This is a genomic window from Streptomyces sp. NPDC046859 (assembly GCF_040645135.1).
Taxonomy (GTDB): domain Bacteria; phylum Actinomycetota; class Actinomycetes; order Streptomycetales; family Streptomycetaceae; genus Streptomyces.
Map to the genome: position 1 here is coordinate 13,260 of NZ_JBEYXR010000026.1, position 24,130 is coordinate 37,389.

19 protein-coding genes are annotated in these 24,130 nt (G+C 73.7%); 6 read left to right on the top strand and 13 right to left on the bottom strand.

Annotation, left to right across the window (positions count from 1 at the left end; genetic code table 11):
- Positions 1-64 precede the first annotated feature (64 nt).
- The 3 genes from ABZ899_RS29460 to ABZ899_RS29470 form a co-directional block, all read right to left on the bottom strand.
- Positions 65-1,303 carry an SAV2148 family HEPN domain-containing protein gene (locus ABZ899_RS29460; protein ID WP_361351664.1) on the bottom strand — a complete coding sequence of 413 codons (1,239 nt, stop codon included), beginning with the start codon at positions 1,301-1,303 and terminating at the stop codon, positions 65-67.
- Positions 1,304-1,405: 102 nt separating this feature from the next.
- On the bottom strand, positions 1,406-2,746 hold the full coding sequence (locus ABZ899_RS29465; protein ID WP_361351667.1) for a copper amine oxidase: 1,341 nt from the start codon (positions 2,744-2,746) through the stop codon (positions 1,406-1,408).
- Positions 2,747-2,835: 89 nt separating this feature from the next.
- Complete coding sequence (locus ABZ899_RS29470) at positions 2,836-3,657, bottom strand: Tat pathway signal sequence domain protein (protein ID WP_361351670.1); 822 nt, start codon at positions 3,655-3,657, stop codon at positions 2,836-2,838.
- Positions 3,658-3,838: 181 nt separating this feature from the next.
- On the opposite strand from ABZ899_RS29470, the gene glgX reads away from it, so the two are divergent.
- The 3 genes from glgX (at position 3,839) to ABZ899_RS29485 (ending at position 9,821) form a co-directional block, all read left to right on the top strand.
- On the top strand, positions 3,839-5,983 hold the full coding sequence (glgX, locus tag ABZ899_RS29475) for a glycogen debranching protein GlgX (RefSeq protein ID WP_361351673.1): 2,145 nt from the start codon (positions 3,839-3,841) through the stop codon (positions 5,981-5,983).
- A 105-nt stretch (positions 5,984-6,088) separates the two neighbouring features.
- Entirely contained in the window at positions 6,089-8,440 is a 2,352-nt protein-coding gene (treY, locus tag ABZ899_RS29480; RefSeq protein ID WP_361351676.1) for a malto-oligosyltrehalose synthase, read from the top strand.
- 130 nt (positions 8,441-8,570) lie between these two features.
- Complete coding sequence (locus ABZ899_RS29485; protein WP_361351678.1) at positions 8,571-9,821, top strand: M14 family zinc carboxypeptidase; 1,251 nt, start codon at positions 8,571-8,573, stop codon at positions 9,819-9,821.
- 37 nt (positions 9,822-9,858) lie between these two features.
- On the opposite strand, the gene ABZ899_RS29490 is transcribed toward ABZ899_RS29485, so the two are convergent.
- The 3 genes from ABZ899_RS29490 to ABZ899_RS29500 all read right to left on the bottom strand — a co-directional run bounded on the left by ABZ899_RS29490 (position 9,859) and on the right by ABZ899_RS29500 (position 12,319).
- Positions 9,859-10,272, bottom strand: coding sequence for an SSI family serine proteinase inhibitor (locus ABZ899_RS29490; protein ID WP_361351681.1), 414 nt, complete (start codon positions 10,270-10,272; stop codon positions 9,859-9,861).
- Complete coding sequence (locus tag ABZ899_RS29495; RefSeq protein WP_361351861.1) at positions 10,269-11,624, bottom strand: M14 family zinc carboxypeptidase; 1,356 nt, start codon at positions 11,622-11,624, stop codon at positions 10,269-10,271. Before ABZ899_RS29495 ends, ABZ899_RS29490 begins: the two co-directional genes overlap by 4 nt.
- Positions 11,625-11,767: 143 nt before the next feature.
- Entirely contained in the window at positions 11,768-12,319 is a 552-nt protein-coding gene (locus ABZ899_RS29500; RefSeq protein WP_361351684.1) for a DUF1707 and FHA domain-containing protein, read from the bottom strand.
- Between the two features lie 182 nt (positions 12,320-12,501).
- Between ABZ899_RS29500 and treZ the strand changes: the two genes are divergently transcribed.
- Complete coding sequence (gene treZ / locus ABZ899_RS29505) at positions 12,502-14,247, top strand: malto-oligosyltrehalose trehalohydrolase (RefSeq protein ID WP_361351687.1); 1,746 nt, start codon at positions 12,502-12,504, stop codon at positions 14,245-14,247.
- An 8-nt stretch (positions 14,248-14,255) separates the two neighbouring features.
- Here the strand turns inward: treZ and ABZ899_RS29510 are convergent, their stop codons facing one another.
- The 3 genes from ABZ899_RS29510 to ABZ899_RS29520 form a co-directional block, all read right to left on the bottom strand.
- Positions 14,256-15,185 carry an aminoglycoside phosphotransferase family protein gene (locus ABZ899_RS29510; RefSeq protein ID WP_361351689.1) on the bottom strand — a complete coding sequence of 310 codons (930 nt, stop codon included), beginning with the start codon at positions 15,183-15,185 and terminating at the stop codon, positions 14,256-14,258.
- A gap of 60 nt (positions 15,186-15,245) precedes the next feature.
- Positions 15,246-16,373, bottom strand: a complete 1,128-nt coding sequence (locus ABZ899_RS29515) for an aminopeptidase P family protein (RefSeq protein WP_361351864.1) — start codon at positions 16,371-16,373, stop codon at positions 15,246-15,248.
- 400 nt (positions 16,374-16,773) lie between these two features.
- Positions 16,774-17,346 carry a PDZ domain-containing protein gene (locus ABZ899_RS29520; protein ID WP_361351692.1) on the bottom strand — a complete coding sequence of 191 codons (573 nt, stop codon included), beginning with the start codon at positions 17,344-17,346 and terminating at the stop codon, positions 16,774-16,776.
- A gap of 126 nt (positions 17,347-17,472) precedes the next feature.
- On the opposite strand from ABZ899_RS29520, the gene ABZ899_RS29525 reads away from it, so the two are divergent.
- The gene (locus tag ABZ899_RS29525) at positions 17,473-17,925 is read left to right on the top strand and encodes a nucleoside deaminase (RefSeq protein ID WP_361351867.1); all 453 of its coding nucleotides are present in this window, start codon (positions 17,473-17,475) and stop codon (positions 17,923-17,925) included.
- A 48-nt stretch (positions 17,926-17,973) separates the two neighbouring features.
- Here ABZ899_RS29525 and cyc2 read toward each other — a convergent pair whose 3' ends face one another.
- The 4 genes from cyc2 to ABZ899_RS29545 form a co-directional block, all read right to left on the bottom strand.
- Positions 17,974-20,133: a germacradienol/geosmin synthase Cyc2 gene (gene cyc2, locus ABZ899_RS29530; RefSeq protein ID WP_361351695.1), complete on the bottom strand. Its 2,160-nt coding sequence runs from the start codon at positions 20,131-20,133 to the stop codon at positions 17,974-17,976.
- Positions 20,134-20,334: 201 nt separating this feature from the next.
- On the bottom strand, positions 20,335-21,522 hold the full coding sequence (locus tag ABZ899_RS29535; protein WP_361351698.1) for a damage-control phosphatase ARMT1 family protein: 1,188 nt from the start codon (positions 21,520-21,522) through the stop codon (positions 20,335-20,337).
- Between the two features lie 22 nt (positions 21,523-21,544).
- The gene (locus ABZ899_RS29540; RefSeq protein WP_361351701.1) at positions 21,545-22,192 is read right to left on the bottom strand and encodes a ScbR family autoregulator-binding transcription factor; all 648 of its coding nucleotides are present in this window, start codon (positions 22,190-22,192) and stop codon (positions 21,545-21,547) included.
- A 74-nt stretch (positions 22,193-22,266) separates the two neighbouring features.
- Positions 22,267-23,208 carry a ScbA/BarX family gamma-butyrolactone biosynthesis protein gene (locus ABZ899_RS29545; RefSeq protein WP_361351704.1) on the bottom strand — a complete coding sequence of 314 codons (942 nt, stop codon included), beginning with the start codon at positions 23,206-23,208 and terminating at the stop codon, positions 22,267-22,269.
- A gap of 189 nt (positions 23,209-23,397) precedes the next feature.
- On the opposite strand from ABZ899_RS29545, the gene ABZ899_RS29550 reads away from it, so the two are divergent.
- On the top strand, positions 23,398-24,060 hold the full coding sequence (locus ABZ899_RS29550) for a ScbR family autoregulator-binding transcription factor (protein WP_361351706.1): 663 nt from the start codon (positions 23,398-23,400) through the stop codon (positions 24,058-24,060).
- Positions 24,061-24,130: the final 70 nt, after the last annotated feature.

Sequence of the window (24,130 nt, forward strand, 5' to 3'; positions counted from 1 at the left end):
CACTGACAGTCCGAGGACCGCGTTCCGCTTACCCGGTGGGACATTTCCCGCCCGCCGGGGCAGTTCAGGACACGGGGCGCGAATCTGCCCACATCAGCTCGAACTCCTCGCGATAGGTGGGGAAGAGCCCGCCCTCGTCGATCTCGTCCGACTTGACGACCCTGCTGCCGTTGCGCAGCACCAGGACCGGCGCCTCCATGCCGCGGGTGCGCCGCAGATAGTTCTGCACGACCGCTATGCCGTCGGCGTTGTCGCCGTCCACGAGGTAGGCCGTGAAGCGGGGCGTCTCGTCGAAGACCTGGATCTCGAAGGCGCCCGGGTCGCGCAATCGCGACCGCACCCGGCGCATGTGCAGGATGTTCATCTCCACCGCGCGGCTCAGCTCGCCCCGCTTGATGCCCAGTTCCCGCTCGCGCCGTTTGACCGCGCTGGACGCCGGGTTGAGGAACAGCAGCCGCACCCGGCAGCCGGCCTCGGCGAGCCGGACCAGCCGCCGCCCGGAGAAGTTCTGCACCAGCAGGCTGAGGCCGATGCCGATGGCGTCGAGCCGGCGCGCGCCGCCGAAGATGTCCTCGGCGGGGAACCGGCGCAGCAGCCGCACCCGGTCGGAGTGGACGGCGACGACGTCGGAGTAGCGGTCGCCGACCAGGTCCTCGACGGCGTCGATGGGCAGCCGGCGGGCCGACGGCACGTCCCCGCCCGTGCCGAGCGCCTCCAGGAGGCGGGCGGAGGCCCGCTCGGCCTGGTTGAGCACGGCCTCGGACAGGGCACGGTTGCGCGAGACCACGTTCCGGGTCACCTCGAGCTCGTCGAGGGCGAGTTCGACGTCCCGCCGGTCGTCGAGGTACGGCTCGAAGCACGGCCAGTGCTGCACCATCAGCTCGCGCAGCTGCGGCAGCGTGAGGAAGCTGAGGACGTTGTCGTCGGCCGGGTCGAGCAGGTAGCCCTTGCGGCGGCTGACCTCGCGTACGGCGACCGCGCGCTGGACCCACTCCTGACCGGCCGGTCCGGCGGCCGCCACCACCCAGTCGTCCCCGTGGACGGGCTCGTACACGGGCCGCAGCACGGCGGCCACGACGGCCCGCAGCCGCTGTTCGACGAGGTTCAGCCAGATGTAGGCGCGCCCGGCCCGCTGGGCGCGGGTGCGCACCTCGCGCCAGGCCTCGGGGTCCCAGTCCAGCTCCGGGCCGATGGAACTGGTCTCCATCGGCCGGGCCAGGGACACCGTGCCGGGCGGGACGTCCGGGGAGTTCCCCTCGTGACCCTCGTCACCAGGGGGCAACTCCAGCCCTCCCGAGCCCACCCGCGCACCGCCTTCCGCTCCCCCGAGCACTCCCCGTCCCAACGATCAAGGAAGGGTACTCCGGGAGCGGCGGGCGGTGCAGCCGGATGGACAGGTCGTTTCTCAACTGCGCGGCTGCCAGTGGCCGTTCTGCCACGCGAGCTCGCTCGGCGTGAGCGGGTTCATGGCCGTCACATCGCGCGGCACGATGGAGAATCCCTGCCAGTGGACCGGCATGGGCTGCTGGTCCTCGTCGCGGGCGATGTGGTGGAAGCCGACGTTCATCCAGGTGATCGGGTGCTTGAGGGTCTGCCCGCTCACCCACTTGTCCACGGACTTGGGGTGCCCGTTGCCGCAGCCGGAGTTGTGCGTCGCGAACTTCTCGCACTTGTCGTACTCGGTGACGTACACGTCGTGCTTGGTGTAGCTGCGGCCCGGGTACTTGGTGCTGACGCCGGGGACGATCTCGTACGAACGGGCGTGGCCGTCCGCGTTCTTGCCGGTCGCGCTGACCATCCGCCACCAGCGGTACGCCTTGGCGTCGCCGGCCAGCTCCTTGGTGACCTTGGTGACGCTGGTCTTCGTCTTCGGCGCGCGGTCGCCGGAAGCGGGCGCGGTCACCGTCGAGTCGTACTGCTCGACGCGGTTCTTGGTGGAGCCGTCCAGGGCGAAGTCCAGGCGCCAGAACACGTTGTGGCTGTGGCTGGTGGCCTTGGCGCGGTCGCCCTTGCCGATCGGCCAGCCCCGGCCGTCCCCGGCGTCGTAGTCGTCGTACGACAGGCTGCCGGTGGCACCGACGTTCATGGTGACCGTGCCGTCGTCCTGGAAGCGCCACTCGGTCATGTACTCGTACCAGCCGACCTGGTTGACGGTGTACACGAGCAGGTCCTCGCCCTGCGCGGCGTAGACCTTGTTCGCGCTGTCGCCCTGCATCCGGTAGGCGTGGCCCCGCGCGCGGGTCGTGGTGCACAGGCCCTTGACCTCGGGGTTCTGCGGGTCCCACGCCTCGGGGACCTTGACGGTCTTGATCGTGCCGCCGGGGCACTCGGTGGCCTTCAGGGGCATCAGGCCCTGCGCGAAGCCGAAGCCCGTCAGGTCGTCGTACTCGACGCTGCCGTCGTCGTACGGGACATGGATCTGCCCGAGCCGGGCGCTGTTGAGGACCTTGATGGGCTGGGTCTCGCCCTTGGGCTGGTAGGAGATCTTCTCCAGGACGAGCCCGGCCTTGCCGTCGTAGCGCCAGCACATGCGCCAGGTGGTGCCGCTGCTGAGCTTCTGCTCGATGCGGTAGGCGGCGCTGCAGTCGGCGGCGGCCGCGGCGGCCCGCGGCTGGGCGGTGGCGGTGCCCGCGCCGGTCGTGGCGCCGGCGGCCAGGGCGGCCAGGGACACGCCGACGGCGGCGCCCCTGCGGGCCCGGCCCCTTCTCCTCGGGCGGGAACCGCTGGTCGAACTGTTTGCACGCATGACGAGGTGACTCCTCTTGCGAGAGATGCGAGTACGTGGTGTCCGGGCGGGTCGGGCCCGGTGGAGAGGTGGAGCGGGCCTGGCCGGGCTCAGCGCGTGTCGAGCCGGGCGACCTGGCGGGCGCTGAGGTCGATCACGAAGGACCGGGCGTCGATCCAGGGCCCGTTCTTCACCTTCGGGAACAGCCGCACGCAGCGGTGCTCGCCGCACTCTCCGAGCGCGGCGGGCTGCCCGCCCGGCGTGGCCCGGTACACGGCGCCGTTGAGCAGCAGCTGGTCCGGTGAGGTGAGCGCCTTGCCGGTGGCGTCCTTGTAGTCCGCCTTCATGCCCGCGCCCAGCGGGTGGGCGATGAGGAGCTTCGCGGCCTCGGCGTACTCGGCCCGGCTCAGGGGCGGCTGGACGCCGTGCTCGGTGACGGTCCGCTCGACCTTGCCGGTGTCGAGGTCGACGGTCCGGGTGACGAGCGCGTCCGTCTTGTAGTCGTAGAGCGTCACCTCGGCCCGGCGCGGCCCGCCCGCACGGTCCGTCCCGTCGCCGTCCGGCTCGGCGAGCTCGACGCCGAGGCGCTGCGCGCCGCGGTCCCCGGTCACGTTCTCCCCGGCGGTGCGCAGCTGCCCGCTCGCCGCGAGGCGTGCCGCGCGCTCCGTCTCGTCGTCGGTCAGCGGGTCGTCGCCGACGCCCTTGTCGCCGTCTTCCGGGGCCTCCTCCACGACGCCCGGCGCCACCGCGCCGGCGCCCTGTCCCGCGGTCCCCTGCTGCCGGGCCGCGGCCTGCCCCGCGGTGTCGCCCGCCTGTTCGCCGGCCCCCGCCGTGCCCGGCAGGGTGATCCCGACCATCACGGCGGTCCCCGCCACCGCGATGGCCGCACCGGCCACCACCTTCCCCAGATGGCGGTGCACTATCTCGCGCACATCTTCCCCCTACTCCCCCTAGGTCATCGGGAGTATGTGATTGCCCCACACGTTCGGCATACGGTGTATGCACTGGTCGACCGGTAAGAGGGACGTAAGTCGGGGGTGGTTCCATGACTTTCGGGGAGACTCGACGTCAAGGCGCCCCCGTCGGCGGGGTCGAGCTGAAAGAGTCGTGTCCATGCAGGTCTGGCCTGGAGAGGCATATCCACTCGGTGCCACGTACGACGGTGCCGGGACCAACTTCGCGGTCTTCACAGAGGCCGCGGACCGAGTAGAGCTGTGTCTGCTGCACGACGACGGCTCGGAGACGGCGGTGGAACTGCGGGAGAGCGACGCCTTCGTACGCCACGCGTACGTGCCGGGCGTCATGCCGGGGCAGCGGTACGGATTCCGGGTGCACGGCCCGCACGCACCGGAGCGGGGGCTGCGCTGCAACTCCGCCAAGCTGCTCCTCGACCCGTACGCGAAGGCGGTCAGCGGCTCGATCCGCTGGGGCGAGGAGGTCTACGGCTACCACTTCGGCGAACCCGACCGGCGCAACGACCTCGACTCGGCGCCGCACACGATGTCGTCCGTCGTGGTGAACCCGTACTTCGACTGGGGCGACGACCGGCGCCCGCGCACCGAGTACCACCACACCGTGATCTACGAGGCCCATGTGAAGGGCCTGACGATGCGCCATCCGGGGCTGCCGGAGGAGCTGCGCGGCACCTACGCGGGCCTCGCGCACCCCGCGGTGATCGAGCATCTGACCGAGCTGGGCGTGACGGCGCTGGAGCTGATGCCGGTCCACCAGTTCGTCAACGACCACCGGCTGGTCGACATGGGGCTCAACAACTACTGGGGCTACAACACGATCGGCTTCTTCGCCCCGCACAACGCGTACGCCTCCTGGGGCGACCGCGGCCAGCAGGTGCTGGAGTTCAAGTCGGCGGTGCGGGCGCTGCACGAGGCCGGTATCGAGGTCATCCTCGACGTCGTCTACAACCACACGGCCGAGGGGAACCACCTGGGGCCGACCCTGTCGTTCCGGGGCCTGGACAACCCCCAGTACTACCGGCTGACGGACGACCCCCGGTACTACATGGACACCACCGGCACCGGGAACTCGCTGCTCATGCGGTCCCCGCACGTGCTCCAGCTGATCATGGACTCGCTGCGGTACTGGGTCACCGAGATGCACGTCGACGGATTCCGCTTCGACCTCGCGGCGACGCTCGCACGCCAGTTCCACGAGGTGGACCGGCTGTCGTCGTTCTTCGACCTGGTGCAGCAGGACCCGGTGGTCTCCCAGGTGAAGCTGATCGCCGAGCCCTGGGACGTCGGCGAGGGCGGCTACCAGGTGGGCAACTTCCCGCCCCTGTGGACCGAGTGGAACGGCAAGTACCGCGACACCGTGCGGGACCTGTGGCGGGGCGAGCCGCGCACGCTCGCGGAGTTCGCCTCCCGGCTGACCGGTTCCTCCGACCTGTACCAGGACGACGGGCGCCGCCCGCTGGCCTCCATCAACTTCGTGACCTGCCACGACGGCTTCACCCTGCACGACCTCGTGGCGTACAACGACAAGCACAACGACGCCAACGGCGAGGACAACCGGGACGGCGAGAGCCACAACCGGTCCTGGAACTGCGGCGCGGAGGGCGAGACCGACGACCCGGACGTGCTGGCCCTGCGGGCCCGGCAGATGCGCAACTTCATCGCCACGCTCATGCTGTCCCAGGGCGTGCCGATGATCAGCCACGGCGACGAGTTCGCCCGCACCCAGCAGGGCAACAACAACGCCTATTGCCAGGACAGCGAGCTGTCGTGGGTGCGGTGGCCGCAGCCCGGTGAGGAGGAGGGGGACGGGGCCGGAGGAAGCCCGTCGCGGGAGCTTCTCGCCTTCACGCGCGCGATGGTGGGCATGCGCCGCGACCACCCGGTCTTCCGCAGGCGCCGCTTCTTCCACGGGCGGCCCGTGGAGGGCACCCACGACGACCTGTCGGACATCGCCTGGTTCACCCCGGAGGGCAAGGAGATGGCCCAGCGGGACTGGGACGGGGCGCAGGCGTCGGCGCTGACGGTGTTCCTCAACGGCAACGCGATCTCCGAGCCCGGTCCGCGCGGGGAGCGGATCGCGGACGACTCGTTCCTGCTGATGTTCAACGCCTCGCCGAAGACACTGGACTTCGTCGTGCCGGTCGACCACGGCCGGCAGTGGCAGGTGGTGGTGGACACCGCCCGCCCGGACGGGGTGCCGCCCGGCACGGGGCCCAAGGTGCAGGCCGGGGAACGGCTGACGCTGGTGGACCGCAGCCTGACGGTGCTGCAGCGGCCGGTGTAGGCGCGGCGCGGGTGCGGTCCCGGCGACCGGGGCCGCACCCGCGCGTGGGTCCACGTGGCGGCGGGTGATGACACGAAGGGCGGCAAGAGGGGTACGTAGGTCTGCATGACACCTGAGCGATCCGACCCCATGGTGCCGACTGCCACCTACCGGCTGCAGCTACAGCCCTCGTTTCCGTTCTCGGCGGCGGCCGAGGCCGTGCCGTACCTGTCCTCGCTCGGCGTCTCGCATCTGCACCTGTCCCCTGTCCTGGAGGCGGTTCCGGGGTCGGGGCACGGCTACGACGTCGTGGACCACGCGCGCGTGCGCGAGGAGCTGGGCGGCGAGGACGGGCTGCGGGCCCTTTCCCGCACCGCCCGGGAGCACGGCCTGGGTCTGGTGCTGGACATCGTGCCGAACCACATGGCGATGGCCCCGCGCCACAACCGCGCGCTGTGGGAGGTGCTGCGCGAGGGTTCCGCGTCCCGGTACGCGCGCTGGTTCGACATCGACTGGGAGGCGCAGGACGGCCGGGTGCTGCTCCCGGTGCTCGGCGGCCCGCTCGGTCAGGAGCTGGACGACCTGGTCGTGGACGGCGACGTCCTGCGCTACCACGACCATGTGTTCCCGCTGCGCGAGGGCACCGGGGACCTGCCGCTGCCCCGGCTGCTCGACGCCCAGTGGTACCGGCTGGCGTGGTGGCGGCTGGCCCGGACCGAGCTGAACTACCGGCGGTTCTTCTCCATCTCGGAGCTGATCGGGGTGCGGGTGGAGGACCCCGAGGTGTTCGAGGCCACCCACGGCAAGATCCTCCAGCTGCTCCACGAGGGCGTGGTCGACGGGCTGCGCGTCGACCACCCCGACGGCCTCGCCGACCCCGACGGTTACCTGCGGCGGCTGCACGAGGCGACCGGCGGGCGCTGGACCGTGGTGGAGAAGATCCTGTCCGACCGGGAGCATCTGCCGGCCGCCTGGCCGGTCGCCGGCACCACCGGCTATGACGCCCTGCGGCACGTCGACGGCCTGTTCACCGACCCGGCCGGGTACGGGGAACTGCTTGGCGCCTACCGGAGGTTCGCGGCCCCGCAGACCGACCGGGGCGGCGACTGGGACGCCACGGTGCGGCGCGCCGGGTACAAGGTGCTCACCCATGAGCTGGCCGCGGAGGTCGACCGGCTGACGCGGGCGGCGCACCGGGTCTGCGACACCTCTCCCGACCCGGCGCTGCGCGACCGGGCGCCCTGGGCGCTGCGCACCGCCCTCCAGGAGCTGCTGGTCCGGATGGACGTCTACCGGCCGTACGCCTCGGCCGACGCCTCCCTCGTGCTCACCGAGGAGGCCGCCGCCGAGGCGCGGCGGGGCTTCGCCGTGCCCGAGGAGGCGGGCGCCGTGGACGTGGTGCGCGACCTGGTGCTCGGGCGTGCCGGGGACGGGCCTGCCGCCGTCGAGTTCCGGACGCGGTTCGCGCAGACGTCGTCGGCGCTGCGGGCCAAGTCGGTGGAGGACACGGCGTTCTACCGGCATGTGGCGCTGCTCTCGGCGACGGAGGTGGGCGGCGACCCGGGCAGCCCCTCCGTGTCGCCGGACCGGTTCCACGCCTACTGCGCGCGCCTGCAGCGGGACTGGCCGCTGACCGGGACGGTCGTCTCCACGCACGACACCAAGCGCAGCGCCGACGTGCGGGCCGCGCTGGCCGTGCTCACCGAGTGCCCGCGGGACTGGGCGGACGTCGTGGCGGAGGTGACGCGGGACGGCGAGGGCGTCCCGGACGCGCAGCTGGCGTGGGCGGCCTGGCAGACGGTGTTCGGTCTGGGCGAGGCGGACACCGACCGCGTCCAGGGGGCCCTGCTCAAGCACGTCCGGGAGGCGGGCCTCTTCACCAGCTGGACGGAGCAGGAGCCGCCGTACGAGGAGGCGGTGGCCGCCTTCGTGGCCGCGGGGCCGTGCGGGGTGCCGGGAGAGCGCGTGACGGCCTTCCGGCGCGGCCTGGAGCCCCATGTCCGGGCCAATGTGCTCGGCATGGCCCTGACCCAGTTGACGATGCCGGGCGTGCCGGACGTCTACCAGGGCACCGAGGGCGAGTACCGGGCGCTGGTGGACCCGGACAACCGCCGGGCCGTGGCGTTCCCGCCCGCCGACCCGGGCGACAAGGGCCGGGTGACGGCGGCGGCGCTGCGGCTGCGCCGGCGGCGCCCCGAGGTGTTCGGTGACGCGGCGTCGTACCAGCCGCTCGCCGCCGAGGGCCCGGCGGCGGAGCACTGTGTGGCGTTCGTGCGGTCCGGTGAGGTGCTGACCGCCGCCACCCGGCTGTCGCTGCGGCTGGCGCGGGACGGCGGCTGGCAGGACACCAAGCTCGAGCTGCCGCCGGGCCGCTGGGTCGACGTGCTGGACCCGGAGCGGGAGTACACCGGGCACGCGCGCGTGGAGCAGCTTTTCGAGCGGCTGCCGGTGGCGCTGCTGGAACGCGCCGGGGAGTGACGGGCAGGTCCGGGGCGCTGCCGGCCGGTGGTGCCTCCGGGCGCCCCCGGCGGACTCCCCGTGTGCTCCTTGACAGCTCAACGAGTACGTGGGGTACTGCGGAAGGCGACGCCGGGCGGACGTGACGGGGGTGAGTTCCCTGACGGAGCTGCGCTACCCCACTCCTGCCGAGCTGGTGCGGTCGGCCCGCTCGCTGGCCGCCCACCGCCCCGCGCTGTGCAGGCTGCGGCAGGTGGGGGCCTCCCGGGCGGGCAGACCCCTGCACCTGCTGTCGATCGGCCACGCGGCGCGGGCCGTCCTGGTGGTCGCGGGGGCCCACGCCAACGAGCCCTCCGGCGGCCCCGCGGTGCTCGCGGTCGCCGAACGGGTGCTGATGGAGCGGGAGTTGCGGGCGGACGTCTCCTGGCACTTCCTGCTGTGCGCGGACCCCGACGGGGCGAGCCTGCATGTCACCCCGGCCCCGCGGAGCCTGTACGACTACCACCGCGGGTTCTTCCGGCCCGCGGCCCCGGAGCAGCCGGAGTGGGCGCCGGCGACGCTGCCGCCCGGCCTGCTGCCCCCCGAGACCCGGGTGCTGACCGCGGTCATCGACGAGCTGCGGCCCTACCTCCAGGTGACCCTGCACGGCACCGACCTGGGCGGCAGCTGGGTGCAGCTGACCCGGGACGTCCCCGGGCTCGCCGAGCCGTTCGCGAAGTCGGCGGCCGAGCTGCACATCCCGGTGGAGACCGGCGCGTCGGACGCGGTGGGCTGGCCGGCGTCCGGTCCCGGGGTGCATGTGATGCCGGCGCCGGACGTGCGGGCGGCGTATCCGAGCATGCCGGACGACGCGCGCAGCAGCACCTGGTACCACGTGCACCGCTACGGCGGGCTGACCGCCGTGGTGGAGGTGCCGATGTGGGCCAGCGACCTGGTGGACGACCCGGCCCCGCATCCGGCGCCGGACCGGGCGATGCGGCGTCTGGCGGCCCGGCTGCTGCGGGACGCGCTGGAGGTGGAGCGGGTGCTGGCGCAGGCGCGGCCCCGGCTGGCGGGCGTCGACGGGCCGCTGCTGCGGGCGGCGCAGTGGGCGCTGGAGCTGGTGCCGGGGCTGGCGGCGGACTGGACGCGCACCCCGCCCGCCGACGGCACCATGGCGTACATCGGGAGCGTGGACGCGTTCGGGCGCCGGCTGCCGCTGCGGGCGGCCGCCATGCTGCTGCGGGTCCTGCGGGAGACCGAGGACCGGGGGGCGCAGCGTCTGGACCAGTTGGTGGCGGACTGGAGCGAGGCGTTCGCCGAGCGGTTCCGGGCCCGCTGGGTGCCGTTGGAGCACCAGGTCGAGCACCAGTCCCGCACGGTCCTGGCGGCGGCGCGGCACGCGCGCGACCGGCCGGGCTGAGCCGCCGGTACGCGCGCGGGCCGCGCGGGCCGTCCGGTCAGCCGTCCACGGCGAAGACCGCGCCGGTGCGGGCCGCCATCCCGCAGCCGTTGGCGAAGGTCTCGCGGTAGTCGATCGGGTGGCCGTTCCACTCGCCGCGCGCGTGGGCGGTGACGGGCGCGTAGACCATGGGGCAGTAGGTGTCGCGCCGTTCGAGTCTGCGGATGTCGCCGTCCGCCGCGTCCAGCTGTGCGCAGGCCTCGGCCGCCTTGGCGTGGCCCTGCGGCGGGTCGCAGAGCAGGAGCCGGCCGGGCCGTTCACCGTGCCGGCCGTCGCCCCGGGTGACGGTGACGAAGAGCCAGTTGCCGGAGTCCGCCTGCCGGGCCGTCGCGTGGGGTGCGGCGGCGCCGAGGGTCAGGGCGGCGGCGGCCGCGAGCAGACCGCCTCGTACGAGTGTGGTGCGTCGGGTCATTCCCGATGCATCGGCACGGTGGCCCCCGTGTTCCAGCCCGACTCACCCGAACGGGATCGCCCGGACGTGTGCCGGTGGGCGAGTTCGAACGCGGAGAGCACCACGCGCGACTGGTACTCGACCTGGCGGGCGACCGGTATCCAGCGGGCCCCGCACCCGTCGCGGTAGTCGTCGCACCAGGTGTCGAGCCACCGCTCCAGCTCGGGCAGCACGCCCGCCGGATCGTGGCCGGCGCCGGTGACGAGCTGGTGCAGCAGTCCGGCGGTGCGCAGGGCGAGACGCCGTCCGGCGATGCGCAGGGCGGCCAGATGGGCGGTGCTGAGCCGGGGCAGCGGGTGGGTGCCCACCGGGTCCGGGACGTCGGGGTCCCAGGTGTCGGCGAGGCCCGGGCAGACCAGTAAATAGTCGTCGACGGGGGCGAGCAGCCGGGCCGCCTCGGAGCCGGCGGGCAGATGGGGGCGCAGACGGGCCAGCAGCCGTTCCAGGACCCGGGTGTCGTCGCGCAGGGTGTGGCTCACCCGGCGCAAAACCGTTTCCTCGTCGGCGGGCGGGGCGCCGTCCTCCACCGCCGCGACACCCCACATGGGCGCCTCGACGACCGCCGTGACGGTGCCGTACCGGTGCGGGTGGAACCAGGTCGACTCCACGGCCGCCTCGGTGATGGCGGCGGCCAGATCGCCGCGCCGGGGCCGCGGGATCCGGTAGACGGCGGGGCCCAGCTCCGGCCAGTACAGGGTGTCGTAGGGCCCGAGCTCGCGCGGGATGCCCAGGCGGGCAGCGCTGCGCGCGACGCGCTGGGCGAGGCCGGGCAGGTCGTGGGTCAGCTCGACGAAGCCGCCGCCGACGTCGACGCCGTGCAGCGAGCACTGCAGGAAGGGCCGCAGTTCGTCCTGGAGCGCGAGCAGGGCGCGGGTCTCGGGGAGCGTCACGGCCTCGGCGCCGTCGGGCAGCCACTCGGGCTGCTCCAGGAAGCCGGGCCGGAAGAACCGCCGGAAGTAGTCGCCGAGGGCGTACGGGCCCCGCAGCCAGCCCTCGTTGCGGCGCAGGCCGTCGGGGTCGAGGCAGAGCAGGAGGTTCCACGTGGCGTCGGCGCCCTCGTGGAGCCGGGGGTCGGCCAGCACCCGCTCGGCGAGCCGCAGGACGGTGGCGCCGCCCACCGGCTCGTTGGCGTGCGGCCCGGCCACGACGAGGGCCTGGCGGCCGCCGTGGCCGACGGACAGCAGCCACAGGGGCGTGCCTGCCCGTGAGGTCCCGACCCGGCGCAACCGGGTCTGCCGGGGATGGCGGGCGACGAGCGAGGCCGCTCGCGCCCCGAGCTCGTCGACGGTCGGATAGCGCAGGAGGGGCGGCAGGGCACACCTCCACGAATCCGGTGCCGTCGGTTCACCTGGTGTGCATGGTGTACGCACAGTCAGTCACGACTTGGGGTGTACGTCAACACCGCGACGGACAAAGCGACTTGAGTCACCCCGGCCGGGCCGGAGGCGGTTTCTCGTCAGTGCGCGGCGAGGCGGAACGCCATCCGCCCGAAGCCGATCTGGTCGCCCTCCCGGACGACGACGGCCCCGATGACACGACGGCCGTTGACCGTCGTGCCGTTGGTGGAGCCGAGGTCGCGCAGCACCCACAGACCGGCCTGGTGGCTCAGTTCGGCGTGCACGCGGGACACCGTCTCGTGCGTGAGCCGCAGCCCGTTGGCGGGATCGCGGCCTATGCGCAGCGGATGCCCGGTCGCGGGGTGGGGCAGCAGCAGCTTGGGCAGCCGCTCGGCCTGCCAGGCGCGGCGCAGCCGCACGGTGAAGCCGGAGACCGCCTCCACGGCGCCGAACACCACGCGGGACAGCCGCCCTTGGGAGGGCAGGTCCGCGGTGAGCGCGAGGAGTTCGTCCGCGCGGCGGGCGGCGAGGGCCAGCTCCATGCGCCGGACGAACGTGTCGTGCGACAGCCGGCCCATGGCGACGCCGTCGCGGAGCACCTTCAGCGCCTTGTCGCGCTCCGCGTCGGACAGCCGCGCGGGGTACGTGGGGAACTCGAAGGACGACGTCACGGTGCTGATTGTCGGTCAGTGCGTCGCGGCTGTCCAGAAAACGGGGAAACGGCCGCCGGGGTGGGCGGCGTGCCGTGCGGCACGCCGCCCGCCGCGAAAGGGTGGATCCCCCAGCGGATCGATCTCCGGTGGAGCACCATGGACGGGCTACGTCACCGTGGGCAGACGAAGGGGAACCGTCCGTGCAGTTCGAGGTGTGGGCACCACAGGCCGACCTGGTCACGCTCCATTGCGACGGCGCCACAAGCGCGTTGGAGCCCGATCCGGAGCGTGCGGGATGGTGGCGGGGGGAGGCGGACGCGCGGGACGGCAGCCGGTACGGCTTCGCACTGGACGACGGGCCGGTGCTGCCCGATCCGCGGTCGAGGCGGCAGCCGGACGGGCCGGACGGGCTGAGCGCGGTCGTCGACCAGGCCCGCTACGAGTGGCGCACCGAGTGGGCGGGCAGGCCGCTGCCCGGCGCGGTCCTGTACGAGCTGCACGTGGGCACGTACACCCGCGAGGGCACCCTGGACGCCGCCGCCGACCGGCTCGGGCACCTCGCCGAACTGGGCGTCACTCACGTCGAGTTGATGCCCCTGACCCCCTTCCCCGGCCGGCACGGCTGGGGGTACGAGGGGGTCTCGCTGTGGGCCGTGCACGAGCCGTACTGCGGCCCCGAGGCGCTGAAACGCTTCGTCGACCGGGCGCACGCGCTGGGGCTCGGCGTGGTGCTGGACGTGGTCCACAACCACTTCGGCCCGTCCGGCAACCACCTGCCGGCCTTCGGGCCGTACCTGACCGACCGGCACCAGACGCCCTGGGGTGCCGCCGTCAACCTGGACGCGCCCGGCTCGGACGAGGTGCGCGCCTACCTCGTCGGCAGCGCCCTCGCCTGGCTGCGGGACCACCGGCTCGACGGGCTGCGCCTCGACGCGGTGCACGCGCTGGTGGACACGCGCGCGTGCCACTTCCTGGAGGAGCTGTCGACGGCCGTCGACGCCCTCGCCGCCGAGCTGGGCCGGCCGCTGTCACTGATCGCGGAGACGGACCTGAACGACCCGCGGCTGATCACCGCGCGCGAGGACGGCGGGCTCGGGCTGCACGCCCAGTGGAACGACGACTTCCACCACGCCCTGCACACCGCCCTGACCGGCGAGTCCCAGGGCTACTACGCCGACTTCGCGCAGGCGCCCCTCGCCGCCGTGGCCAAGACCCTGACCGGCGGCTACTTCCACGACGGCACCCACTCCAGCTTCCGGGGCCGCGGTCACGGACGCCCCCTGGACCGTACGCGCGTGGGCGGGCACCGGCTGCTCGGCTACAGCCAGACCCACGACCAGGTCGGCAACCGCGCCCAGGGCGACCGGCTCTCCGCCTCCCTCTCCCCCGGCCTGCTGGCCTGCGCGGCCACGCTGACGCTGACGGCGCCGTTCACGCCGATGCTGTTCCAGGGCGAGGAGTGGGCGGCGGGCACGCCCTGGCAGTTCTTCACCGACCACACCGACCCCGAGCTCGCCGAGGCGGTACGGCGGGGCAGGCGGCGGGAGTTCGCGGCGCACGGCTGGGCCGAGGAGGACGTGCCGGACCCGCAGGACCCGGCGACCCGGGAGCGCTCCTGCCTGGACTGGTCCGAACCCGGCCGCGAGCCGCACGCGCGCGTGCTCGCCTGGTACCGGCGCCTGATCGCCCTGCGCCACGAACAGCCCGACCTCACCGACCCCGACCTCGCCGACACCAAGGTCGCCTACGACGAGCGGGCCCGCTGGCTCGCCTTCCGGCGCGGGGACGTCCGGGTGGCCGTGAACCTCTCCGACCGCCCGGCGGCGATCCCGCTCGGCCCGCGCAAGGCGGAGGTCCTGGCCGCCTGGGAGCCGGTGGAGTCACCGGGGGCGGACGGGGTGCTGCACGTGCCGGGCGAGTCGGCAGTGGTCCTGCTCCAGTCCTGAACCGGATCTCACGGCTCGGGGGCGTCGTCCGTGACCCGCTCCAGCAGGATCGCCTCCCAGGCGTTGCGCAGCCAGGAGCGCAGCACGGGCAGGGGCGTCGTGCCCTGCCCGTCCAGGCGGGCCGCCAAGCGCACGATCGCGTCGCAGCGGGCCAGCCAGAGGCCGCGCAGGCAGGTGCGGGCGCCGTACCCGGCGAGGGTGGCGGCGCGGACGGCGGCCGGTGAGCCCACGGCGAGCGCGAGCCCCGCGATGTCCTCGCCGGGGTCGCCGACCACGGTGCCGTCCCAGCCGAGGACGCCGCGCACCCGGCCGTCGGCGCTGACGACGAGGTGGTCGCCGGTGAGGGCGTGATGGACGAGGACGGCCGCGCCCGGCTGCGCCCCGAGCTGCACGGCCGCGGGCCGGGTCAGCTGGCGCAGACGCTCGGCGTCGAACTCGTCGGCGGCGGCCAGCCGTGCCGCGGCCCCCTCGGCGGTGCGGCGCAGCGCCTCCAGCGAACGGGGGGCGGCGCGCGGCACGCCTAGCGTCTCGGCCTGCCGTACGGAGATCTGGTGCAGCCCGGTGAGCAGCCCGGACAGGTCGGCCTCACCGATGGCGGACACCTTGTTCTCGGTGCCCGGGGCGCCGGGCATCCGGGTGTCGAGGGTGTAGGTCAGGCCGGGGGACCACTCGCCGTGGGCGACGCTCGTCGGCACGGCGACGGGCACGTGCGGGCGCACCAGCTCGCGCAGCCGCAGTTCGCGGCGCTGGCGGACGGCCGCCTCCCGGTCGGGGGCGAGCCGCAGCACATGGCGGGTTCCGACCAGCCAGGTGATGGGGTCGGCGCCCGGGGAGGCGGGCCGGATCTCGGGGCCGGCCGCGTCGCCGGTGCCGTCCTTGAGCAGGGAACGGACCAGCCGGCGGACGGTGTCCTCGGTGGGTGTCGGTGCCTGGGTCATGGTCGCGCCGTTGTCGCTCGGGGGTGGACGGGGGCTCCGTGCTCCGGGGCGGGTCACCGGTCAGTCGACCATGACCATCTGCCGGGTGGTGTCGTTCAGGCGCCGGGCGCCGTCCTCGGTGACGGTGACGATGTCCTCGATGCGCACCCCGAAGCGGCCGGGCAGGTAGACACCCGGCTCGACGGAGAAGCACATGCCGGGCACCAGGGGCTGTTCCTCGCCCTCGATCATGTACGGCGGCTCGTGCGTGGTGACGCCGATGCCGTGGCCGGTGCGGTGGATGAAGCGGTCGCCGTAGCCGGCCTCCTCGATGACGGCGCGGGCGGCCCGGTCGACGTCCTGGCAGGCCGCGCCCGGCCGGACGGCCCGGTATCCGGCCTCCTGGGCCGCCCGCACCAGGTCGTGGACGCGGCGCTCCTCGTCGGTGGGTGGTCCGACGTGGACCGTGCGGGAGGTGTCGGAGCCGTAGCCGTCCTTGAGGCCGCCGAAGTCGAGGACGACCATGTCGCCCCGCTCGATCCGCCGGTCACCGGCCTCGTGGTGCGGGTCGGCGCCGTTCGGGCCGGAGGCGACGATGGTGAAGTCGACCTGGGAGTGCCCGAAGCGCCGCAGCAGCCCGGCGAGGTCGGCGGCCACCTCGGACTCCCGGCGCCCGCCGAAGGGCACCTTGCGGATCTCCTCGAACGCCGCGTCCGCGGCGGCGCCCGCGGCGACCAGCAGCTCCAGCTCGGCCGCGTCCTTGACGGCCCGCAGCATCGGCAGGGCGTCGGTGAGGGAGGCGTACGAGGTGCCGGGCAGGGCCCGCTGGAGGGCGAGCAGGTGCATCGCCCAGGCGTTGTCGCTGATGCCGAACCGGCCGCTCGCGTCCAGGAGCGTGGCGGTGGCGGCGTAGGGGTCCTGGCCGTCGGTCCAGTCACGCAGGGTCAGCGCGGGCGCGCCGGTGGCCTTCGCGGCGTCCGGGGCCTCCAGGGCGGGGACGACGAGGACGGGCCCGTGGTCCGCGGTGAGGACCAGCAGGGTGAGCCGCTCGGTGTCGGCGGGCGGGGAGTACCCGGTGAGCCACACCATGTCGGGGCCGGGGGCCACCAGGAGCCCGGCGAGGCCGGCGCCGGAGGCCGCCCCGACGGCGCGCTCCATCCGGGCCCGGTAGTCGTCGGCGGTGAAGGGCGCGGGCGCGATGCCGTTCATCCGGGCCTCCCAGGTCACGTGAAAGGAGTACGGGCAGCATCCTGCCCGCCCGGGAGGACGGACGCGAGCCGGTCAGGGAACCTCGTCACCGGTTCACGGACGCCGCACCCGGGGGCGGGACGCGACGGTGCCGGGGAGGCCCGGCGCGGATGCGGACACCACGGGGACACGGCGTGCGCCCCGTCCCGCCGCCACGCGCCGCGGCGCCGGAAACCGGCGAGCGCGGACAGCCCGAGCGTGACGCCCGCACGGCCGTGCGCCGGGCGTCCACCCGTCCGGCGAACACGACTCGCGCCACACGGCACTCCCGCAGCCCGTCAACCCCGGGGGTGGGTGCGGACGCCGGGCCGGCATGGCGTCACGCGTCCGGCGGCGCCGCGTGGATCCGCCGGGTGGGTGGTCAGGTCGTGACGCCCGGGACGGCCGTCAGGCGCTGGCGGGTGCCGTTGCCGTGGCGGACCGTCAGGGTGATCTCGCGGCCGGGGCGGGCGCGGGAGACCGCTCGGGCGAGGGATGCCGCGTCGTCGACGCGGGACCGGCCGAGGGCGAGGACGACGTCCCCGCGGACCAGGCCGGCCGTGTAGCCGGGGCCGGGGACATGGACGGCGACGACCAGGGCACCCGGCCCCCGTGTGTCGACGGCCTCCACCCCGAGCGTCGCGCCGGTGGCCGGCGCGGGCGACGCGGTGGCCGGCGCCGGGGTGGCGGGCCGGGTGGCGGCGGGCCCGGGGCCGCTCTGGCGCTGGAGTGCGGCGAGTTCCCTCATGCCGATCACCGTGCTGCCGAGCGTGCCGAGCCCGACACCCGCCAGGACGAGGACCAGGGCCGCGAGGACCGCGGCGGCGAGGTTCGCCAGGCGCCGCCCGCGCCGGCGGGGCGCGGCGTGCGGGCGCCGGGCGCCCCCGTCCGCCCGGTCCTTGTCGGTGGGCCCCTGACCAGGCATGGGCTTGGGTCGCAACGCAGTCTGTTCCATCGGATCGCCTCCGGCAGGTGCCTACCCGGCGCACCGGCGCACCACGAGCCACGATCGAGTGAGACTGATCTGCCGTCTCCCCCACCCCCAGGAGTGACCGTGACGACGCGAGCCGAGCATGAGTGGATGCGGCGGGCCGTCGCGCTGGCCACGGAGAGCGTGGCCGAGGGCGGCGGCCCGTTCGGCGCGCTGGTCGTCCGGGACGGCGAGGTGGTCGCCACCGGCACCAACTGTGTCACCGCCGCCCTCGACCCCACCGCGCACGCCGAGGTCTGCGCGCTGCGCGCGGCGTGCGAGAAGCTGGGCAGCGCCTCGCTGGAGGGCTGTGCGCTGATCGTGTCGTGCGAGCCGTGCCCGATGTGCCTGACCGCGGCCCTGTGGGCGCGCCTCGAACGGGTCGTGTACTGCGCCGACCGGCACGACGCCGCGGCGGCCGGCTTCGACGACGCGGCCCTGCACGAGCTGTTCGCCCGGCGGGAGGACGTGCCCTGGCCGCTGTCGCTGGAGCGGCTGGAACTGCCGGACCGCACGCGGCCGTTCGACGCGTGGCGGGCCGCACCCCGTCGCGAGGAGTACTGAGGCAGGACGCCCCCGCCCGGCACGCGGCCGGGCAGGGGGGAGGCGGGGTCAGCCGAGGACGGGCACGGCGGGCGACCGGTCCGGCAGGAAGCCGTGGGCGCGCCGGGCCAGGTACTCGGCCTTGTAACGGTCCACCTCGCGGTGCCAGTTGAGGATGCCCGCCATCCAGTTCTGCAGGTCGGCCACATAGGCCCGCATGATGTCCCGCGCCTCGTCCGACAGCCCGAAGTCGTCGTACACGACGGGCAGTTCGTGCGCGGCGACGTGCTCGAACTGCCGCATGCGCTGGGTCATCAGGTCATGGACGACGTCCAGCGCGGCCGGGTAGCCGATGCCGAAGAACTTCTGCACGACGAGGACGGCGTTGTGGATCTCGCCCTCGTACTCGATCTCCTTCTGGTACGAGAAGACGTCGTTGAGCAGGCACGCGTAGTCGAAGGCCGCGTTCTCCAGGGAGCGCACCGGACCGCTGCGGTACACCTCCGGCGGTACGGCGGGCCCGTGGCCCATCCGGCACATGCTGAGGGTGAGGTCGGAGCCGAAGGTGGCGCGGCGCATCTCCAGGTAGTCGACCGGGTCGGGGACGCGGTTCTGGAGCTGGTTGGACAGCTCCCACACCCAGCTCTCGGTCATGACGTCCACCGCGTCCCTGAGGAACCGCCGCTGCTCCGGCGTCATCCCGGCGGTCGTGCGGGCCCACAGGTCGATCAGCGCGCGCTCCATGGCGTTGACCGGGACGACGGCCTGCTCGCCCTCCAGGGGCATGCACGCCGACAGCCGGTGGGTGGTGGCCCGGGCGGCCGCGAGGTCCCGGCGGTGGCCGAAGACGAGCGGGTAGTAGTCGTCGCCGTAGGTGCCCCAGGCCAGCCACGAGGAACTGAGGTCCAGGGCCTCGGGGGTGGCGTCGGGATCGAGTCCGGCCGCGCACAGCGGCAGGTCGCAGGAGCGCAGCTTGTCCTCGTCCCAGACCCCCTCCGACAGGATCCCCATCTCCCGCGTCCACTCGGCGAGCCGCACCCGGCTCGCGTCGAGGTGCGGGCTCAGCTCCAGGGAGAAGGGCATGTAGAAGTCGGGGAGCCGGGACGGGCCGACCCGCCGGTACGGCACATGCGTGTAGGCGCGCAGCCGCTCCGCGCCGGCCGAGGCGAGCAGCGCCCGTACGTCGGCGGCAGAGGTGCCGGGGCCGCTCGGCCCCCGCCAGGGCGTGGACGGCTCGGCGCGCTTGTTCATGTACCGGCTGGAGCGCATGTGCCATTCGTGGCCGCCGGACTGCCAGTCCTGCAGTCCCCGGGCGTACGCGGCGACGGCGGCGACCTCGCCGGGGGTGAGCCCCTTCTCCAGGGCCACCGCGGGCACCTCGGTGAGGGCGGTGTGCTCGAACTGGTGGAGCCGGGAGGTGAGGACGTCGTTGACGGTGTCGGCGGCCTCCTGGGTGGTGCAGCCGAAGAAGGTCTCCAGCACCAGGACGCCGTTGGAGAGTTCGCCCTCGTCCTCGACCTCGCGCTGGTAGGAGAACAGGTCGTTGCGCAGGTGCACGGCGTCGGAGAACGTCTCCATGAGGACCCGCAGCGGCCTGGTCCCGGCGACCGACGCGGGCACCTCGGCGGTGGCGTACTCGACGAGCCCCGCGGACCAGGGCGCCCCGCCCACCTTGCGGCGCATCTCGATGTACTCGACCGGGTTGGAGACCCGGCCCTCGTTGATGTTCGACAGCTCCCACAGGGACTCGTTGAGGAGATGCTCCGTCGCCACGGAGAAGCGGCGGCGCCACCCGGCGGACATCGTGGGGACGGTGCGCTGCCACAGGTCGGCCAGGCCCGCCTCGACCGGGTTCTCCGGCTGCGGCGTCGGGGTGGCCGGGTCCAGGGGCATGAAGAGCGGGAGCCGGTCCAGGTACGCCTTGCCGCCGGCCCGGTCCTGGGTGCGTTTGAAGGTCTCCAGGAAGTGGTCGTCGAAGAAGAAGACCCACACGTACCAGTCGGTGATGAGGGACAGCGCGGGTCCGTCGCACTCGGGGTGGGTGTAGGCGCAGAGCAGGCCGTAGTCGTGCGCGTCGAGGTCGGCCTGCTCCCAGATCCCGGAGCCCTCCAGCATGCCCATCTCGCGCGCCCACCGCGTCGAGTGGGCGCGGGCCTCGTCGACGTGCGGGTTGAGCCGCGCGGGATACGGCATGTAGAAGTGCGGGAGTTCGAAGGGCTGCTGCGTCATGGCCCGGCCCTACCCAGGGCCTTCGGCGGGCATCCTCCGGGCCGCACATGATCACACCATCGCGTGAAACGGGGGCGGAAGCGGGCGTCCGGGGCGGGGTGTCGTGGCGTCCCGGGGCGGTCACCGGCGCACGGCGGGCCCGCCGGCCGCCGGATCCGCTGCCTTCGTCAGATCGGTGCCTCCGTCAGATCGCCGCCTCCATCAGGTCCGCACCTGGATCAGGGCGTGCGTCCCGGCCGTCCGCCACTTCTGCCCCTCGGCGGCCTCCAGCGCGGTCTCCGTGCGGGCGTCCAGGCCGGTGACCACGTCCGACTTCAGGGTCCGCAGGGCCGCGACCGGTCCGGGGAAGTAGGCGGTCACCTCGGCGAACGGGGTCGTGGGCGGCCAGCGCCGGTCCCCCACGAGGCGGCGGTAGTTGAGGTCGCCCTTGAGGATGGTCAGGGTCGCCGAGGCCAGTTCCCCGCGGAGGTCGGCGGGCATGTCCGCGTACGGCAGCGGGGCACAGGAGAAGGGGTGGGCGCGCACGCTCAGACGGCCGTCGGTCAGCGCCGCCCACAGGACGCGCCCGTGCTCGGCGGCGGCACCCGGCGCGGTGACGAGCCGGCGCAGGGCGTCGAGCACGTCGGCGTGCGTGGCGTCGGAGACGTAGTACGGATGCGGCTTCACGTGCAGCAGGACCCGGGCGGCACGCTTCTCGGTGAGGAGGCGGGCGATGAGCAGCAGGTCGGGGACGAGTTCACGGCCGGCGTTGTCGGCGATCAGGCAGAGGGTGGCCGTACCCGAGGGAGGGAGCAGCGACCAGAGGACGTCGCTGTCGTCGGCCACCAGGGGCGGGGTGCCGGAGGCGGACGGGTCGCCCGTGGCCCCCAGCCGGAAACTGAGGTCGGCCCGGTTGCCCCACAGGGAGCCGTGCAGCAGCGCCCGGTCCTGTTCGGCCGGGGGGAGACCGGCGAGGGCGTCGAGGGCGGCCAGTTCCTCGTCGGTCTCGGACGAGTCGAGTTCGGCCGTCTTGGACGGGCGGAACGGGTCGACGCCCTGCCAGGGCCCGGGGGTGAAGTAGCCGACGGCGTCGAGGAGGCGGCGGTAGAAGAAGCTCTCGGACCACAGCCACGGCACGTCGAACCAGGACCGGCCGGTGTGGGCGTCCGCGCCCCAGGCGGTCCAGCGGTCCCGGTCGTGGGCGTCGGCGGGCAGCGGTTCGATCACGCCGTCGAGGCAGTTCGCGAGCAGGGCGTCCAGGGCGCGGCGCCGCTCGGGTCCGTAGGGGGACGCGTCCTGGACCTGGCGGATGATCGCGGGGTGCCGTTCGGCGAGGACGCCGTGCGGGAAGGAGCCCGGCTCGTCGGCGCGGAGGACGGGCGGGAGCGGGACGTCGGACCGTACGGGCATGCGCCTCACCGTACCGCCCGTGTCATACGGCTCTGATCTCCCGTTCCAGCTGTGTCGCGAGGGTGAGGTAGCGGGCGCGGCGGGGCACCGGGACCAGCCCGCGGATCATCAGGTGCCACATCTCGGCCACGCGGCGGGGCTGGCGGGCGACGCTCTCCGTGGAGCGGCCGACGACACGGGTGCCGATGTAGAAGCAGACCAGGGCGTGCGCGGCGGCCTCGGCGTCGACGTCCGGGTGCAGGTCGGACTCCTGGGCGGCGCACACGAGCCGGCGGGTGGTGATGTCCAGCAGTTCGGTGAACGGGTGCCGCAGGGGCGGGCGGATCACCACTCCCCCGGTGGCCAGGCGCAGCCCGGCGCGCGGGATGGGGCCCTCGACGGACAGGCGGGTGATGCCGAACGTCGTGCGTATCAGCGCCTCCAGGGAGGAGTGACCGCGGCCCTCCATCTCGGCGGCGACCTGCCGGGACGCCCGCGACTGGAGCTCCATGATGGCCTGCGCGAGATCCTCCTTCGCCGCGAAGTGGAAGTACAGGGCTCCCTTGGTGACCTGGGCCTGCTCGACGATGTCGCTCAGACTGGTGGATTCGTAGCCATGACGGTCGAACAGTTCGGCGGCGGCTGTGAGGATCGTGGTGCGGGTCTGTTCGGCGCGTAGCTGCCTCGCCATCGGGGGGACACTCCTGAAGGGGGCGGAAAAGAACGGGACATGCCGTTTGTTTCTCAGTCCGTGCACACGATATCTCAGCGCTCCCCCGTCCCCACCCCACACTCGAATACCGTGGCGTCTTTCTGACGGGCCGTGACACGCACCCCGTTGCCGCCCGGCCCCGCCGTCCCGGTGCGCACCATCCAGGTGGGCAGGTCGAGTTCGGCGTACCGGTGGAAGACGCAGGAGTAGGAGACCGGGGTCCGTCCGCGGCTCGCGGGGTCGGCGGCGAGGACCTGGCAGGCGGCTTCCAGCAGGAGCATCCCGGGGACGTGGTCGAGGGGATGATCGAAGAAAACAGCGTGCCCGGTATCGACGCGAAGCTGCCAGCGGCCGGGGGCGGCGGCCGGGGCCAGGACGACGTCGGCGGCCGAGGCGCGGCCCACGGTGGCGGGCGGCAGGCCCGGCGGGAGGGGAAGGACGGGGACGGTGGAGGCGGAACGGCCGCCGCGCAGCCGACGGTAGACGGCCTCGCCGGTCCAGGTCGCCGCCACCCGTGCGGTCGCGACGCTCGTGGAGCCGAGCAGGACGTCGGCCTCGTAGCGGAATCCGGCGGGGCGGCCGCCGCGGCGGGTGACGTCGGTGACGGTGACGCGCAGCAGGGGTTCGGCGGGTGAGGACCCCACGGTCAGGAGGTGGGGCCGGGTGGTGATGTCCAGCTCCCGCAGTACGAAGTGGTGTCCGAGGGGGACGTCGTAGGCGGTGTGGGCGAGCAGGGTGCCGGCCTGGCGGACGGTCTCCGCGACGAGCATCGGCTGGTAGGCCGACCGGTCGGGCGAGACCAGCAGCTGGTGGGTGCGCGGCCACTCGGCGAAGACGTCGAAGGAGTCGGCGCCGGTGGCGACCGCCCCGGTGAGAAACGTTTCGGCTACCGAGGCCCGGTGGACGAGCTGGCGGGGTACCGTGGCCGTCAATCCGCCGGGCGCCGTGGGGAGTCCGGCGAGCAGGGTCGTGGCGACTGGCCGCGAAGGTGGCATGTCCCCTCCTTGGGTCCCCCGTGTGTGCCCGTGCGTTGCGCTGAACAGGCGGCGAGGTGCCCGTGCCGCGAGCGTTAGAGTACGAGGCGACCGGTTTGTTTTCAATGCGGCCGCGGGTCACTCGCTCGTGCCCCACCGCTCCGGCAGACGCGGGGCGCACAGGCCGACTCGGGTGACGAAGGGGCTGTTATGGCGAGGCAGGAGCGCGCCATCAGAACGCGGCAGGTGATCCTGGATGCCGCCGGGGCGGTCTTCGACCAGCACGGGTACGCCGCCACCACCATCTCGATGGTCCTGGAGCGGGCCGCGGTGACCAAGGGCGCCCTGTACTTCCACTTCCCCTCCAAGGAGTCGCTCGCGCAGGCCGTGCTGGACGAGCAGATCTCCTTCGGCGCGGTGCCGCCGCAGCCCTGCAAGCTGCAGGAAGTCGTCGACATGACCTTCGTGTTCGGGCAGCGGCTGCGGCACCACCCCCTGCTCAAGGGGAGCGTGCGGCTCGCCGTGGACCAGAGCGCGCCGTCCGGCGTCGACCACTCCGGGGCGTTCCGGCAGTGGGCGGACCTGCTGGTCGTCGTGCTGGAACAGGCTTTGGAGCAGGGCGAGTTGCTGCCCACTGTGCGGCCCCGGCAGACGGTGGAGCTACTGGTCGGCTCGTTCACCGGGATACAGCTGATGTCCCGGGCGCTGACCGACCGGGAGGATCTGGCGGAGCGCATCTCCCAGTTGTGGGGACATCTGCTGCCGGGCATCGCGGTGCCGGGCCTGCTGACCGGCATCGACCGGGAGCCCGACCGCGGGCTGCGGGTGCTCGCCGCCCTCGACGCGACGGCCGCCGGCGTGGGCCACGCCTGACACGGACCGTGATCACATCGGACCGGAGTGACGGTTTCCGAGGGGGTGCCGGGCGGCGGGGACGGACGGC